This is a genomic window from Streptomyces sp. KR80 (assembly GCF_052245555.1).
GTDB lineage: Bacteria > Actinomycetota > Actinomycetes > Streptomycetales > Streptomycetaceae > Streptomyces.
The window spans coordinates 155,715-171,601 of sequence record NZ_JBQQCD010000015.1 but is presented as its reverse complement, the minus strand read 5'-3'; the positions used below and the strand labels follow the sequence as shown (position 1 = coordinate 171,601).

Below are 15,887 nucleotides of genomic sequence, written 5' to 3'. Positions count from 1 at the left end.
ACGTTGACGCCCTGTCAGCAGGAGCGCTGCGCGACAGCCTGACAGCGATCGCAAAAACAAGCAAGCGTGATTGCATGATTTTTCTTGCGCAGTGTGCGGGTGGTCAGCACCGCTGGTCTTGCCCACCAGCCCGGCCGAGCCGTCAGCGCGGCTCGAGTACGCACGGGTGGCTGAGCATGTTGCCCAGCCAGCCTTTGGCGTCGCCGATCTTGTGGGCGCGTGCCACGCCGGTCAGCCGACCCTGGTCGAGGCGGAGTTCCAGACCCAGGACCGGGCTGTTGACCCGCGCATCGGCAGTCGGCAACTGCAACGGGAGGGCCATCCGTAGATCCCAGGCGTCCGAGGCGACCGCTGGACCGGTGGCGCTCTCGCCGTCCAGCCGCAGCTCGGCCCGGCGGCCCGCCAACACCCGAAGCCCGATCGGCACCTCCCCCTCGGGCGTGCTGATCCGGCCCGTCCAAGCACCCTCCGGGAGGTCCATCGGGCGCTCCGGGTCAGGGATCAACGGGGCGATCTGGTCGGCCGTACAGCCCGGGACCAGCGCGCCCAGCACGTACTGGACGATCGCGTCACGGGCCGCCTTGCCGGTGGAGTTGGTCAGCACTGCCACCGAGAGCTGCTGCTCGGGCACGGCGACCAGCAGCGCCGCCACGCCGCCCATGCCGCCGCCGTGGCTCTGCACCACCGGCCCGCCGCCGAGCGACACGCACCAGCCGAGCCCGTACCCGAGGTGGGCGTTGATCGGCACCGCGTCCCGTACGGCTGTGGCCGTCTCCGGCTTCAGCAGGCGGTCATACGCATGCCCGAAGAGCGCGAGCTCGGCGGCGGGAGCCCAGCCGAGCGAGGCCCCGGGGTGGCTGGTGTCGTAGTCCGGGTAGGCGCGGCCGTCGACCGTGTAGCGCACTGCCGACGGCGCCGGGCCGGGGTACGTCGGGCCTAGGTGGCAGCCGGTGAGCCCGAGCGGCTCGAACACCCGCTCCCGGAGGAACTCGCCCAACTCCTGCCCGGTGGCTGCCTCCAGCAGCCGACCCAGGAGCCGGTATCCGAGGTTGGCGTACTCGAAGCCGGAGCCCGGCTCCCGGTACAGCACGGTGTAGCGATCCCCGTCGATCGGCCGATCGGGGCCGCCGTAGTGGAGGTCGTAGTGTGCCCCGAGGCCGCCTCGGTGCTGGAGCAGTTGACGTGCTGTGGGCGCCGGCCATCGGTACTCGCCCGGCACCGGCGCATCCAGGTCCAGCAGCCCTTCGTCGGCGGCGAGGCAGACGGCCGTGGCCGTGATCGGCTTGGTGACGGAGGCCAGCGCGTATGCCGTGCTGGGAGTGGCCGGACGCCCGGCGGCGATGTCCGCCGACCCGTACGCCTCGGCGAGGACCACCTCGCCCAGCTCGGCCACAGCGACGGAGACCGATGGGCATCCGTGCTCCGCCAGCGCCTCGGCGCAGTGCTCGCCCAGCCCGTCCAGCACGGCATGCCCTCCTCTTCGCCATCGCCCTGCCGTCGATCAGCGGCTCGCGCTGTTCGAGCCAGGGTTCCATGGGTCCGGGGGCCACAGTCCGCCCGTGGGCCGATCAGTCGTCGGGTGCGGAACTGCCGACTCGGTCTGAGCGTCGAAACGCCATGACTGAGAAAGCTGGACGGATCATCTTCGCCATCGCGCTGGCTGCTGGGGTGCTCACGGGCTGTGCCACGGCCGACGAAAACGCAGAGGCCGGCCGGGCGGCACCGCCCGGCCGGATGATTCCCTTCGACCTGTATACGCATTGCGGCATCGACGAGGCCCGCATCGGCTCGACGTACTTCGAGGCGAAGACCCCGCTCTCCGACGGCTCGGGGAACCCGCCCCAAGGGTGGGACAACCCCACCCAGCGCGGCACGATGACCTTGAAGTCCGAGACGGAGGCAGTCTTCACCGACGACGCGGGGCATGAGGTGAAGTTCCGTGCCCGGCCGGGTGCGAATGCCTTCAAGCGTCTCTGCCATTAGCACCCAGTTGCAGTTTGCTATTCCTGCTGGTGACTCGCACGGCAAGGCTGCCGCCCAGTTGGAACCCGTTCCGGCGTTTGACGCCCACGCGAACGGATCGCGCTCGGCGCCCTGGTGCAGCACACTCGTGTCCACGGCCTTCTGGCTGGTCCGGTGGCGTCTTGATCCACACCACAGGATCAGCCGAAGGCCGTTCTGACATACGGCGATTACCCGTCCGAGAGGCCGCGTGCGAGCCTCGTTCAAGGCCGGAGGTCAAAGCACAAGCTTAAGACCTTCACCTAGCGAAGTTGAGGGTGTACAGCATCAGATTCGGCGAGCCAGCACCAGGGTTGTTCACGACGCCGCTGGTGGCGTTGCTGGTCAGCGCCTTAGCGACGTCCTCCGGGCTGGCGTTGGGCATGGTCTGCAAGTACAGCGCGGCCGCACCGGCAACGTGCGGACTGGACATCGACGTGCCACTCAAGGTGGCGGAGGCGTTGTCGCTCTGGTGGGCAGCCGACAGAATGTTGCTGCCCGGCGCGAAGATGTCCACACACTTGCCGAAGTTGGAGAACGAGGACCGGTTGTCCCTGTTGTCGGTGGCGCCGACCGTGATCACGGCCGGAATCTTCGCCGGACCCTGGGCACAGGCGTCGCCGTTGTTGTTGCCCGCCGAAGCGACGAAGGATACGCCGGAATTGATCAGGGCGTCGATGGCCTTGTCACCGATGTCCGCGACGTCGAAGCCCCAACTCGCGTTGACCGTGGCTGGCTTCTTGGCGTTCTTGGTCACCCACTCGACGGCTTCGATGCCGTCGGAGTCGGGTGCCGAGCCGTTACAGCCGAGCATCCGGACGGCGACCAGCTTGGCCTTTTTGGCCACGCCGTAGGTCTTGCCGCCGATGGTGCCGGCGGTGTGGGTGCCGTGGCCGTTGCAGTCGTCGGCGTTCGGATCCTCGTCGACGAAGTCGTAGCCGGATGTCGCACGGCCCTCGAACTCGGTGTGGGTGAAGCGGGTGCCGGTGTCGGTGACGTAGACCGTGACGTCATTCGCGGTGTTCTTGTACTCGTACCTCTTGTCCAGCGGCAGGTTCTTCTGGTCGACCCGGTCGATACCCCATGCGGGGGGATTGGGCTGGACGTCCGTAATCCGCGCGGTGCCGTCCTGGTATACGGTCTGCACCGATGGGTCGGCGGCCAGCCGCCTGGCCTGCCGCTCGGGCATGTTCTTTACGGCGAAGCCGTGGATGGTCGCGGTGAAGGTCGACTTCAGTTGGCCGCCGTACCGCGTGACCAGTGAGACCGACGCCTGCTCGATCGCCTGTGCGCTCGAGGTTGCGTGCACGCCGTCTTTGAGTTCAACGATGTAGCCACCCGGCGTTGGTTCCCTGGCCGGTACTACGGCGCCTTCGGCCGCCGAAGCGGGAACGGCGACGGCCACGGCGACCAGCGCGGCGGAGCACACACCGACCGCTAACGTGACATAACCATGCACTCGCTGCTTTCTTTCCATTTCATTCCTTTCGTGATGCGTATTGACCGCTGAGCGGTCGAGGGGGGAAACGCGCCCGAATGGAAGGCAAATCGAGCGTACCCAGGAAGGCCGAAGGTGACCAGGGATAGATAATCAAGGTGCCGATTTTCGAACCCAAGATTGTCAATTCAGTTTTAAGAATTGGGGTGCAGAACTGCCCGCAGCGCGGGGTGTACTTCGGCCGAAGTTCATGCTTGTTCTCTAAGGTCCACGTGCGTCAGAATCCGCCTCCAGTGCCGCGAGCGGGCACTGGACGAGCAGAACACCGCCGTAGCCTTCGCCGCAAAGAATCCGCGGCCCACTCGTGTGGACAGGCCAATTGGCCACGGCAGCGCTACATCGAAGCCATCGCTCGCCAGGCGGGTTGGATCTGTCGGATCCGAGGGACGGGAGAGCCCGAACTCGCGTTAGGCGGGGTCAACTCTTGGCGCAGTAAGGGTGTGGGGCGGGTGCTGCTAGGCGTGACATGACGTCTCGGCGAGTCGACGCCCTCGGGAGATGTCCGGGCCTCTGAGTACCCGTACTCATGTGTCGGCCCTGCTCCGGGAGCCAGGATTGTGGATATGGACCTTCCTTCCGCGCCCGTGGCGTTCGACGCTTCCGTAAGGCCTCGCGCTGATCGGGGCGCCGACGTGGGGGCCGCCCTGGGGCTGCTGTTTCTCGAAGTCCTTGCCTTGCTGCTGGTCTTCGGCGCCTGGGTGTTGTCGGGGTTCAATCTCGACCCGGGCAGGACGGTGAGGGCCGACCCGTTGTGGGGCTATCTGGGCGTCGCCGGTGTGGTCGGGGCTTTGGCGGTGGTGGCGGCAGTGATCGCGTCCCGGTCCGGTGCTGTGGTGACGGTGTGGACGCCGTGCTTCATGGCCGTCATCGTGGCGGTGGGGCTTTGCGGCGGAATGGCGGTCCAGCAGCATGAGGACAAGCTCAACAACCCCGCTCCCACCCCCGCGTTCACCGGCGAAGCAGGGTGTCGCAGTGGCGGTGACAACAGCGAATGCGCGGACACCGGAGGCTGAACCCGGCCCGTGCGCAGGCCAGTGCGGGGTCGGCTCGGGATGTCTTCCCCGGGGTGCCGGGGGTCGCGGTGGAACAACGCCCCACTAGCCATTCCGCGGTTGGCAACCCATCAGTAACATGGAGGCTTGCCTGAGGTCGGAGGTCGCATGCGAGTATTCGACCCACGCTCCCCGGAGCGCCGTGTTCCGCTTGATGGAGGGCTCCCCCGATCTTGACTCCCGCAACCGCGCTGCCAAGCGCTGCCCTCTGCGCGCTGCGCACGGCGGCGCGGTGGCGTGCGCTGCGGGTCGCCGTGTTCCTCGGAGCCCTGCTGACGCTCGGCTTCGTGTACGCAGAGCAGGCGGAAGCGGTCGAGATGCCGACGCCGCCGACGGCGAGCCAGTTGCAGGACGGCCAACCCTCGCCGGTCGCCGGCCTCCGGCAGCCGCGCCCGAACGAGTCTGGAAGCAGGTCCGAAGGCGGGTCCGTTGATTCCGTGCTCCGGTCGGCCATGTCGACGAGTGAGACGGAGGGCCGGTCCGCGGAGGCGGCTGAGTCGGGCACCGATGCCTCGGCGACCGCCGCCCACAGGGTCCAGCAGGCCACAAGCGCGATGAAACGACCGACCGTTGCACGGCAGGCCGGCTCCGATGCGGCGCCGCCCGCGGCTGAGGGGGCGAAAGTCGTGGCGGGTACCGGGCAGTCCGTCGTCGGCGTGACCTGGCGTGCGGGACAGCCGTGGTTCGCGTTCGTCGAGGAAACCGTCGGCGCCCTTCCGGTTGCGGTGCCGGACCTGATGCCGCCGGGCGTCACGAGCGACGGCTCCCTGCCGGACGCCGCCGACTGCCGTACAAAGAGCCGGGCTTCGCTGCAGCGCGCGGCTCTCCGCCTGAACTCCCAGCCACGACTCGGGACGGAAGTCCGGCCGGCGTTCCGGCCGGTGAGCCTCCCGGGCCCGCCCGGCGAGCACGGTCAAGGGCGCTCCCCCGGTGCTCCTGCCGATGACTGCCCCCTCCGGTCGCCCACGGATACCCGTGGCACGCCCCGTGCGAAGACGAAGACCGAGGGCATCGACGATCCGCACGCCCACGCGATCCTGTACGGCGCTTCGTTCGGATCCCTGCTGAGTGGTTCCGGCCTCGCGGCCACTACCGCACCACTCCTCCACGGTTACCGGGAAATCGACGAATTCCCCGGCTAGGGCAGCCAGTTCCCCGCTCTGTGACCTGCCGCGCGGGGGCGGAACAGGTCTGCCCAACAGCCGGAGATCGTCAATCGATTGATCTCCGATCCTCGTCGAATTCGAAGGATCTGACACCAGCATGAATCAGGCGATTCGCCGTTCCATATATGTGGCCGCCACGGCCACCGGTATGTGGGCACTCGGCACTGCCGCAGCCAGCGCCGCCGAACTGCCCTCACCCACCCTGACGACCCCGGACCAGGCCACCGATGCCGCCGACGTCGTGAAGGACAAGGCGTCCGACACGACCGACCCGGTGCAGGACAAGACTGCCACCGCAACCCGCACTGCCAAGGCCAAGGCCGCCACCGCAACCCGCACTGCGAACGGCAAGGCATCCACCGCCACCCGCACTGCCACCGGTGAGGCGAAGGAAGCCAAGAGCGCCGCGATCCGCAAGGCCGGCACCGCGCAGCGCACCGATGCCGCCCGTACGGTCACGAGTTCCGCGGCCCGCGGCCAGGCCGAGGCTGCCCGGAAGGCCGGCACCGTCCAGGGTGCTCCTGAGACCGCCCAGGACGCCCGCCGCGACGCTCAGCGCGACATGTCGAGCGACCTGTCGACGCCTGAGGTACGCCCGCAGGATGAGATCGACTACCTCTTCGGTCCCCTCGCCGCCTTCGCGCCACACCTCGAGCGCGCCCAGGCCCAGGCAAGGGCTTACCCGGGCCAGGCCCAGGACTCCGCAACCCAGGCCCAGGGCTCAGCAGGCCAGGCCGCCGGCAATGTCCAGGCCCAGGTGGGGCAGCTGCCCGGCACGGCCCAGCTCGCCGCGGCCGCGGTCGGCCCCATCGTCGACGAAACGGCCAAGGAGGTGCTGCCGCCCATCGCCGCCAGGGCCGTGAGCGCGGTGCTTCCGGTCGCCGGGCAGGCGGTCGGCGATGCCGGGGTCCTCGCCCAGGGCGTGGTCGGGGACGTGCAGCCGTTCGCCACTGGTGTGGTGGGCGACGTGCAGCCGTTCGCCACCGGCGTGGCCGGCGAGGTCCAGCCGTTCGCCACCGGCGTGGTGGGCGACGTTCAGCCCTTCGCCACCGGCGTGGCCGGCGAGGTCCAGCCCCTCGCCGGCGGTGTCGTCGGTACGGTCGCGCCGTTCGCCCAGGCAGTGGTGGCGGAGGTGCAGCCGGTCGCCGAGGGTGTCGTCGCGGACGTGCAGCCGGTCGCTCAGGGCGTGGCTGCGGATGCCCAGCCGCTCGCTCAGGGCGTCGGCGGCAGCGGCACGTACCTCGCCCACGGTGTCGTCGGGTACACGCAGCCGTTCGCCGGTGCGGTGGCGAGCGACGTGCAGCCGTTCGCGCAGGACTTGGCGGGCACCGCCACGGATACCGGCGTCCCGCTCGCGTCGAACGTCGCCTCCGGCGCCCAGGGTGCGGCCTGGGCGGTCACCCCGGAATATCTGCACCAGGTCATCTGACCGGGGCAGTTTGGCTCCCAGCGGGCGGTCCTCACGTTGGTGCGTGGGGACCGCCCGCACTCGTGGCGCGTCCACCACGTAGCGGGGTGTGCTGCCGTGGGGGAAACAGCACACCCCGCAGGGCCGGGGGGCAGCCGGTCAGCGGCGGAGGGCCTTCTTCACGCGCTTGCCCTCGGGGGACTCGGCCAGCGTGTCCCACAGCTTGGCCGAGCTGACGGAGGTGTAGACGCCGGGAGCGCCCTGGGCCGCGCAGCCGTCGCCGTACGAGACGATGCCGATCTGGATCGGAGCCTGGCGCCCGGGGACGTTGCGGAACATCGGGCCGCCGCTGTCGCCCTGGCAGGAGTCCTTGCCCTCGACGCCGGCGCAGACGTTGACCTTGGCGTCGTAGCTGTCGTAGCTCACCTTGCACTCGTCGTGCGAGATCAGCGGCACCTTCACCTCGCGCAGCCGGTCCGGGAAGTGCGGCATGTCGGTGTCGGTGTTGCCCCAGCCGGTGACGATCGCCTTCGCGCCAGGGCGGATCAGGGCATCGGTGCCCGGGGTGGGCATCTTGATGGGAGCGATACCGGTGACGGGCTTGGCCAGGAAGACGAATGCCATGTCGTAGGCGCCATTCCCCTTGAGGTAACGGGGGTGCACGACAATGCCGTCCTCCGCGGCGTTACGTATCTGCCCCTGCTGGGAGTTGGAGAGTACGGTCCGGCCGACCGCGACCTGCAGATCCTTCGCCTCCATGCCCTCAACGCAATGGGCGGCGGTCATGATGACGGACTGGTTGACCAGACTGCCACCGCAGAACTGCCGCTTGAGCGCGCTGCCCTTGCCCTTGGTGAGCAGAGCCGTCATGAAGGGGTACTTGTCGTTGGGCGTCTCAGTGCCCCCGATGATGCGCGTGCTCGGGCGGGAGCGCTGGTCGGACGGGGTCGGCTGGTCGGCCTGAGCCGCCGGGGCGGCCGCCGCGACCATGGCCAGCGCGGCGGTGGTCGCCAGAGACGCGGCGGCAATGCGCGTGCTGCGGCGCCGGGAGGAAAGAAGTCTCATGGGGGGTGTCTCCACTTCTGCGGGAATGAGACTCCGACCGGCAGAAAGGTCGATCGATGAAATGCGAAATACCCAACTGCCCTACGGAGAGGTCACGTTGGGTCACACTAGGAGCCGGGTCACGCTCTCGTCAAAGAATTCTCGAAGAAATTCAAGAAAGCAGCGCTCGGCAATTGACGAGGTATTACTCCCGCCAAGATGTAAGACGCGAAAGGTGAGTGTGAGGTTCAGTCGCTTGCGGAGTTTTTTGTGCCGCGGCCGTCGGCTGCACCCGTACCGCCGTCGGCCGGATCGACACCGTCGGCCGAATCGCCGTCCTTGGTCCGCACGGCGGGGTCACCGGAGGGCAGCCCGGCGGCGAGCACCTCGGCGAGGTGGCGGCCGCGGCAGCCGGCCAGTTGAGCGAGTTGCGTACGGCAGGAGAAGCCGTCCGCCAGGACCTCCGCGTCGTACGAAGCAGTGCGCACGGACGGCAGCAACTGCTCCTCCGCGCAGGCAGCCGACACCTCGTGATGCCCGCGCTCGAAGCCGAAGTTCCCGGCCAGGCCGCAACATCCGCCGCTCAGCTCACCGGTCAGACCAGCGCGTTCGCGGAGTCTCCGGTCCGCCGCATCGCCGAGAACAGCGTGCTGGTGGCAGTGCGTCTGGCCGACCACGGGTCGGTTGATCTGCGGTGGCTCCCAGTTCGCCGCGTACTGGTCGAGCGCCTGCGCGAACGTGACGACAGACGCGGCCAGCCGGGCCGCCCTCGGGTCGTCGTCTCCCACCAGCTCCGGCAGATCGCTGCGCAGCGCGGCCGTACAGCTGGGCTCCAGGCCGACGATGGGAAGGCCCGCGTCCAGCGCGGGGGCCAGCACATCGAGGGTGCGCCGCATGACCTTGCGGGCGCGGTCGAGCTGACCGGTCGAGACCCAGGTCAGCCCGCAGCACACCGGCTGCGGAGGCACGACCACCCGCAGCCCTGCAGCTTCCAGCACGGCCACGGCGGACCGGCCGACCGACGGCGAGAGGTAGTTGGTGAAGGTGTCGGGCAACAGCAGGACGGTCCGCCGCGCGGAGCCCCGGCGGGCGTCGGCGTCGCCGACGGCGTCCTCCGGGTCCCCTGCCGACGGCCCAGGCGTCTGATCCTGTGCCGGCGGGTCGCCCTCCGGAGGGGTCGCGGCGCGGGGGGTCTGTTCGGCGACTGTCGCGGCGGCCCGGCCCCGCCACCACCGCGTGAACGGCTCCGGAGCCAGCGCCGGAATAATCCGTTCCGGGGCGATGCCCGCAAGGTGCTTGCCCGCCGCCGCGAGCGGCCGAGCGCGCGCGGCCGCGTTCAGCAGCGGGGCCGCGCGCAGGGCGGCCGCCGCGCGGAGCCACACCGGCAGCCACCCCATCGCGTAGTGCGCGGCGGGCCGCACCCGCCCCGCGTAGTGGTGGTGCAGGAACTCCGCCTTGTACGTCGCCATGTCCACCCCGACCGGGCAGTCGCTGCGGCAGCCCTTGCACGACAGGCACAGGTCGAGCGCCTCCCACACCTCCTCGGAGCGCCAGCCGTCCCGTACGACCTCCCCGGCGAGCATCTCGTGCAGCAGCCGCGCCCGCCCGCGCGTCGAGTGCTGCTCCTCGCCCGTCACCCGGAACGACGGGCACATCACCTCCGGCCCGGCGAGCCCGGCGACGGACGCCGTACGGCACTTGGCGACGCCGACACACCTGCGCACCGCCGCCGCGAAGTCCCCGCCGTCGGCCGGATAACCGAACTCCACGTCCACCGGACGCTTCGGCAGCACCGCGAAGCGGAGGTTCTCGTCGAGCCGGTGCGGACGGACGAGCATGCCGGGGTTCATACCGCCGTCCGGATCCCACAGGTCCTTGAACTCCTCGAAGGCCCGCACCAGCTCCACCCCGTACATCCGCGGCAGCAGCTCGGCCCGCGCCTGACCGTCGCCGTGCTCGCCCGACAGTGAGCCGCCGTGCGCGACGACCAGGTCGGCCAGCTCGGCCGAGAAATCCCGGAAGCGGCGGATGCCCGCCGGGCCGAGCAGGTCGAAGTCGATGCGGACGTGGATGCAGCCGTCGCCGAAGTGCCCGTACGGCGTCCCGCGCAGCCCGTGCTGCGCCAACAGTGCGCGGAAGTCGCGCAGATACGCCCCGAGCCGGGCCGGCGGCACCGCGCAGTCCTCCCATCCGGGCCAGGCCTCGCTGCCGTCCGGCATCCGCGTCGCCGTCCCGGAGGCGTCCTCGCGCAGCCGCCACAGGGTGCGCTGCCCCGCCGGGTCGGTGACGACCGAGTGGTCCGTGGTGCCGTCGGCGACCGCCCGGCACAGCTCCTCCGCGCGCGCCCGAGCCTCCTCGGCCGTGTCGCCGCCGACCTCGACGAACAGCCAGGCGCCGCCTTCCGGCAATTGGGCGCCCGCGGCTCCCGGCACCAGGTCGGCCGCCATGCCCTCGACCGTCAACGGGCCGTACGGGAGGAGGGCCGGCGCGGCGTCGGCGGCAACGCCCTCGTCGGCGTAGCCGAGGACGGCGAGTGCGCGGGCGACGGGGGTGGGCACGAGCCGTACGGTCGCCTCGGTGAGCACGCCGAGGGTGCCCTCGCTGCCGGTGAAGGCGCGCGCCCAGTCCCTGCCCTGCTCCGGGAGCAGCCGGTCCAGGGCGTAGCCGGAGATCCGGCGAGGCAGCTCGGGGAATCCGGTGCGCAGCAGGGCCGACCGGTCGGCGACGAGCGCGTCGGCGCCGTCCCGCAGCCGGTCCGGCAGCCCGTGCGTACGCCCGCCCGTCGCCCGGCCACCACCCCGGGCGGAGGACCCGCGGCCCACCTGCCCCTCTCGGCCGAGGCGGACGCGCTCGCCGCGGTACGTGAGCACCGCCAGCTCGTGCACGCTATCGGCGGTGGTGCCCCAGGCGACGGAGTGCGAGCCGCAGGCGTTGTTACCGATCATGCCGCCGAGGGTGCAGCGAGCGTGCGTGGAGGGATCGGGTCCGAAGGTCAGGCCGTGCGGCGCGGCCGCGGCCCGCAGGTCGTCGAGGACGACGCCCGGCTGGACGACGGCCGTCCGGGTCTCCGGCTCGATCGACAGGATCCGGTTCATGTGCCGGGTGAAGTCCAGCACCACGCCGGCTCCCGTCGCCTGCCCGGCGATGGAGGTTCCGCCGCCGCGCGGCACCACCGGCACGCCGTGCTCACGGCACACGGCCAGGGCAGCGGCGACGTCATCCGCATCGCGCGGGGCGACGACTGCGTCCGGGACGCGCCGGTAGTTGGACGCGTCCATCGTCATCAGCGCCCGGCTCTTCGGGTCCCAGGAGACCTCACCGGAGACGGCTGCCCTCAGCTCCGTCCCCAGATCTCGTAGCTCGCCCATCTCCCCAGCGTGCCACCCACAGGGTGTGGGCACCGGCCGGATGGCGGAGCGCTCGTCTCATCCGGTGGACGCACGTCCGGGCGCCCAGCCCGGACGGATTAGGCTGCGACCGTGGCTGAGATCCAGATTCCCGCTGACATCAAGCCCGCCGACGGTCGCTTCGGCTCGGGCCCTTCCAAGGTGCGTACGGAGGCGCTCAGCGCCCTGGCTGCCACCGGTACCACCCTGCTCGGCACGTCCCACCGCCAGGCGCCGGTGAAGAACCTGGTCGGCCGGGTGCGGGACGGCGTGCGCTCGCTGTTCTCGCTGCCCGACGGTTACGAGGTGGTGCTCGGCAACGGCGGCTCCACCGCATTCTGGGACATCGCGACGCACGGCCTGATCGAGCGCAAGTCGCAGCACCTCTCCTTCGGCGAGTTCTCGTCGAAGTTCGCCAAGGCCGCGAAGCTCGCGCCGTGGCTGGCGGAGCCGACGGTGATCACCTCGGAGCCTGGCACGCACCCGGAGCCGAGCGCCGAGCCGGGCGTCGACGTGTACGGCCTGACGCACAACGAGACCTCGACGGGTGTCGCCGCCCCGGTCAAGCGGGTGGCGGGCGCGGACGATGGGGCCCTCGTCCTGGTGGACGCGACCTCCGGCGCCGGCGGCCTGCCGGTCGACATCTACGAGACGGACGTCTACTACTTCGCCCCGCAGAAGTGCTTCGCGGCGGACGGCGGCCTGTGGGTCGCGGTCTTCTCCCCGGCCGCGCTGGAGCGCGCCGCCCGGATTCACGCCTCGGACCGGCACGTCCCGGAGTTCTTCTCGCTGCCGACGGCGATCGACAACTCCCGGAAGAAACAGACGTACAACACGCCGGCCGTGGCGACGCTCTTCCTCCTCGCCGACCAGCTCGACTGGATCAACGGGCGTGGTGGCCTGGACTGGGCCGTCGAGCGGACCGCGGACTCCTCCTCGCGGCTGTACGGCTGGGCGGAGAAGGTCTCGTACGCGACGCCGTTCGTCGCCGACCCGGCGAAGCGGTCGCAGGTCGTCGGCACGATCGACATCAGCGACGACATCGACGCGGCGGCGATCGCCAAGGTGCTGCGCGCCAACGGCATCGTGGACACCGAGCCGTACCGCAAGCTGGGCCGGAACCAGCTGCGGGTCGCGATGTTCCCGGCCGTCGAGCCGGCCGATGTCGAGGCGCTGACGGCCTGCATCGACTACGTGGTCGACAAGCTCTAGCACCCACCCCGGTACGCGTACGGGTCGGCCCCCGGGCAGCGGCAGCGCTCGCCGGGGGTCGGCACCGCAGCCGTTCAGCGGCGGCGCCCGGACCGCCTGCGCAGACCGAGGACCAGCACCGCCACCGCAGCGAACGTCACCGCTCCGAGGAGGACGTTCTTACGGTTCGTCCCCTCGCCCGCCGGACGGCCGCCGTCGTCGCTCTCCTTGCCCGAGCCGACCGCACCCTCCTCCGCCGCGTCGGCCACCGAGTCCGGCAGTAGATCGCCGTGCAGCGTCACCCGCGCGACCCGGCTCTGCGCCCCTTCCGTGCCGTACATCAGCGCGCGGCCGTCGGACGTGAAGGTCACCGACTCGCCCTGACGCTGCATCGGCAGGCTCGGCCGCCCGATCCGCCGCGCGGTCCCGTCCTTCCAGCGGTACTCGACCGCCTCGAAGTAGCCGCGCACCACCAGCCGGGTGCCGTCAGGTGAGAAGGCGCCGTCCGTCGCCCACACGTCGACGTCGGCGACCCTCCGGAAGGTGTTCACCCCGGACGCCGACAGTCCGCCCGACTTCGCCGCTCCCGGCCCCGCCTCCGGCCCCTCGTACAGGCCGCCGCCGTCCTCGTGCTTGCTGACGATGTAGACCCGGCCGGTCTTGGGATGGACCATCAGCGACTCGGCGTCCCGCGGTCCGCCCGCGTACCGCACGGTGTGGCGCACCGGCGTGACCGTGGTGTCCCGCAGCACCTCGGGCTCCCGGAAGCGGTAGATCCACACCTCGGGCCAACTGCCGCCGAGGTTGTCGCCGATGTCACCGACGTACACCTGACCGCCGGGGCCGACGGAGATCGCCTCCAGGTCGCGCGGATCGACTCCGCTGAGCGTGACGGTGGCGACCGTACGGCCGGTGGCGCTGTCGACGGCGTAGACGTACGGGCCGTCGTCGCTGTCGTTGTGCGTCCAGAAGATCCCGGGGTGCGCGCGGCTGGCGGCCAGCCCGCTGGACTCCGTCACGCGGGGGTCCTTGATGGTGAAGGACTCCGGGGATCCCTTCGGGGATTCGCCCCGGGATCCGCCGTAGGCCACTGCGGGCGCGGCGGACGCGAGCACGGCCAGGGCGGCGGCGCCGAGGCCGCGGGCAAGCGAACGCATGCCCCAAGACTGCCATCCGACCGTCACCTGCCGGGACGGCCGCCCGTCCCCGAGGGAACGGGCGGCCGGGCGCACCCCTGCCACGTCACCAGGCGAACGCTTCCGGCGCAGGTCCGGGTCCAGGGAAGATCTCATCGAGCGAGGCCATCAGCTCCGCACTCAGGTCCAGCTCCACCGCGCGCAGTGCGCTCTCGAGCTGCGCCGCGGTCCGCGGGCCGACGATCGGCCCGGTGATCCCGGGCCGGGCGAGAAGCCAGGCCAACGCCACCTCGCCGGGCTCCAGTCCGTGCTTGTCGAGCAGATCCTCGTACGACTGGACCTGCGCGCGCACGGCCGTGTTGGCGAGTGACTCCGCCGAGCGGCCGGTGGCACGGCGCCCGCCCTCCGCCGCTTTCTTGATCACACCGCCCAGCAGCCCGCCGTGCAGCGGCGACCAGGGGATCACCCCGAGGCCGTAGTCCTGCGCGGCCGGGATGACCTCCATCTCGGCGCGGCGCTCCGCGAGGTTGTAGAGGCACTGCTCGCTGACGAGCCCGACCATGCCGCGCCGGGCGGCGGCCTCATTGGCCTGGGCGATCTTGTATCCCGGGAAGTTGGAGGACCCGGCGTAGAGGATCTTCCCTTGCTGGATCAGGACGTCGATCGCCTGCCAGATCTCCTCGAACGGCGTCCGGCGATCGATGTGATGGAACTGGTAGAGGTCGATGTAGTCCGTCTGCAGCCGCCTCAGCGAACTCTCGACGGCACGGCGGATGTTGAGCGCCGAGAGCCGGTCGTGGTTGGGCCAGGCCTCCCCGTCCGGACCCATGTTGCCGTACACCTTGGTGGCGAGGACGACCTTGTCCCGGCGCGCACCGCCCTTCGCGAACCAGTTCCCGATGATCGTCTCGGTGCGGCCCTTGTTCTCGCCCCAACCGTAGACATTGGCCGAATCGAAGAAGTTCAGACCCGCGTCCAGCGCGGCGTCCATGATGACGTGGCTGTCGGCCTCGTCCGTCTGCGGGCCGAAGTTCATCGTGCCCAGCACGATACGGCTGACCTTGAGCCCCGTGCGTCCCAGCTGCGTGTACTTCATGAGGCTCAAGCCAACGCCTTCGAGTCCGCTCGAGGCAAGAGTGGCCCGCGCCGCGCCACGGACTCAGGGCGAGCACCCGTCCTGGAGGTGGTGGTGCCGCCGTGAGCCGTGCGTCGGGCGACGGGCGACGGGCGACGGGGGCTCGCGGCTCAGCCCAGCGTGGCCGCCAGCACCACCACGACGAGCATGAGGACGAGCGCCCCGCTGACGATCCGGTTTCTGGTCCTGGAGTTCACCCCTCGAGGTTAACCGGACGGCCCAGCGCAGTCCGCGGTCAGGTGCCGAGCGGCCAGGCCGCCACCGTCTCGTAGCGCGGGCGCTCCCCGACCACTCCGCCGGTCGGCAGGTTGCTGCAGACGAGGCACAGCTGCTCCACCGTCCACGGACTGCTCTCGAAGTCCGCGAGCGCATCGACGTACGGCCGGAGGTTCGCATGCGTCCGGTTGCGGGCGATCGTCAGATGCGGCGCGTAGGCACGGTGCTCGTCCATCGACAGGCCCGTTCTGCGGGCGGCTGCCGCAGCCGAGTCCGCGAGCCGCCGCATGACCTCCAGGCCACCGTCCGCGCCGACCCAGACCACGGCACGGTCGAACCGCCCGCCACCCGCCAGCCGGAGTCCGAACGGCCCGTGGCGGTGCGCCGCCCGTTCGAGCCTCCGGCTCAGCTCGGGCACCCGTTCCTCCGCCACCTCGCCGTAGAACGCGAGGGTGAAGTGCCAGCCGTCGCGGCCGGTCCAGCGCAGCCTGCTCGCCCCCGGCAGCCCGCGCAGCCGGTCGACCTCCGCGGCCAGCTCGGCGACCACGGCCTGCGGGGGCAGCACAGCGGCGAAAAGTCTCATACGGCCATTCTCACGCAGACGCCGGACCGTTGACCGGCCGGCGGAGCCCCGGACGGCGACGGTCCGGGGCC

Annotated in this window: 12 protein-coding genes; 5 read left to right on the top strand and 7 right to left on the bottom strand. The window is 70.6% G+C overall.

Annotated features, from left to right (window positions below):
• Window positions 1-142: 142 nt before the first annotated feature.
• Window positions 143-1,465 carry a serine hydrolase domain-containing protein gene (locus ACTWQI_RS21360; protein WP_443272730.1) on the bottom strand — a complete coding sequence of 441 codons (1,323 nt, stop codon included), beginning with the start codon at window positions 1,463-1,465 and terminating at the stop codon, window positions 143-145.
• A 152-nt stretch (window positions 1,466-1,617) separates the two neighbouring features.
• On the opposite strand from ACTWQI_RS21360, the gene ACTWQI_RS21355 reads away from it, so the two are divergent.
• The gene (locus tag ACTWQI_RS21355; protein WP_443272728.1) at window positions 1,618-1,983 is read left to right on the top strand and encodes a hypothetical protein; all 366 of its coding nucleotides are present in this window, start codon (window positions 1,618-1,620) and stop codon (window positions 1,981-1,983) included.
• A gap of 277 nt (window positions 1,984-2,260) precedes the next feature.
• Here the strand turns inward: ACTWQI_RS21355 and ACTWQI_RS21350 are convergent, their stop codons facing one another.
• On the bottom strand, window positions 2,261-3,478 hold the full coding sequence (locus ACTWQI_RS21350) for a S8 family peptidase (protein WP_443272726.1): 1,218 nt from the start codon (window positions 3,476-3,478) through the stop codon (window positions 2,261-2,263).
• Window positions 3,479-4,062: 584 nt separating this feature from the next.
• On the opposite strand from ACTWQI_RS21350, the gene ACTWQI_RS21345 reads away from it, so the two are divergent.
• From ACTWQI_RS21345 to ACTWQI_RS21335, 3 genes are all read left to right on the top strand, one after another.
• Complete coding sequence (locus tag ACTWQI_RS21345; protein WP_443272724.1) at window positions 4,063-4,512, top strand: DUF6234 family protein; 450 nt, start codon at window positions 4,063-4,065, stop codon at window positions 4,510-4,512.
• 212 nt (window positions 4,513-4,724) lie between these two features.
• Complete coding sequence (locus tag ACTWQI_RS21340) at window positions 4,725-5,693, top strand: hypothetical protein (protein WP_443272722.1); 969 nt, start codon at window positions 4,725-4,727, stop codon at window positions 5,691-5,693.
• Window positions 5,694-5,814: 121 nt separating this feature from the next.
• Entirely contained in the window at window positions 5,815-7,146 is a 1,332-nt protein-coding gene (locus tag ACTWQI_RS21335; RefSeq protein WP_443272720.1) for a hypothetical protein, read from the top strand.
• Between the two features lie 138 nt (window positions 7,147-7,284).
• On the opposite strand, the gene ACTWQI_RS21330 is transcribed toward ACTWQI_RS21335, so the two are convergent.
• Window positions 7,285-8,190, bottom strand: coding sequence for a S1 family peptidase (locus ACTWQI_RS21330; protein WP_443272718.1), 906 nt, complete (start codon window positions 8,188-8,190; stop codon window positions 7,285-7,287).
• A 227-nt stretch (window positions 8,191-8,417) separates the two neighbouring features.
• Window positions 8,418-11,537: an FAD-binding and (Fe-S)-binding domain-containing protein gene (locus tag ACTWQI_RS21325; protein ID WP_443272716.1), complete on the bottom strand. Its 3,120-nt coding sequence runs from the start codon at window positions 11,535-11,537 to the stop codon at window positions 8,418-8,420.
• Window positions 11,538-11,648: 111 nt separating this feature from the next.
• On the opposite strand from ACTWQI_RS21325, the gene serC reads away from it, so the two are divergent.
• Window positions 11,649-12,767 carry a phosphoserine transaminase gene (gene serC, locus ACTWQI_RS21320; RefSeq protein ID WP_443272714.1) on the top strand — a complete coding sequence of 373 codons (1,119 nt, stop codon included), beginning with the start codon at window positions 11,649-11,651 and terminating at the stop codon, window positions 12,765-12,767.
• A 74-nt stretch (window positions 12,768-12,841) separates the two neighbouring features.
• Here the strand turns inward: serC and ACTWQI_RS21315 are convergent, their stop codons facing one another.
• The 3 genes from ACTWQI_RS21315 to thpR form a co-directional block, all read right to left on the bottom strand.
• Window positions 12,842-13,903, bottom strand: a complete 1,062-nt coding sequence (locus ACTWQI_RS21315; protein WP_443272712.1) for a hypothetical protein — start codon at window positions 13,901-13,903, stop codon at window positions 12,842-12,844.
• A gap of 85 nt (window positions 13,904-13,988) precedes the next feature.
• Window positions 13,989-14,978 carry an aldo/keto reductase gene (locus tag ACTWQI_RS21310; RefSeq protein WP_443272711.1) on the bottom strand — a complete coding sequence of 330 codons (990 nt, stop codon included), beginning with the start codon at window positions 14,976-14,978 and terminating at the stop codon, window positions 13,989-13,991.
• Between the two features lie 274 nt (window positions 14,979-15,252).
• Entirely contained in the window at window positions 15,253-15,816 is a 564-nt protein-coding gene (gene thpR / locus ACTWQI_RS21305) for an RNA 2',3'-cyclic phosphodiesterase (protein ID WP_443272709.1), read from the bottom strand.
• Window positions 15,817-15,887: the final 71 nt, after the last annotated feature.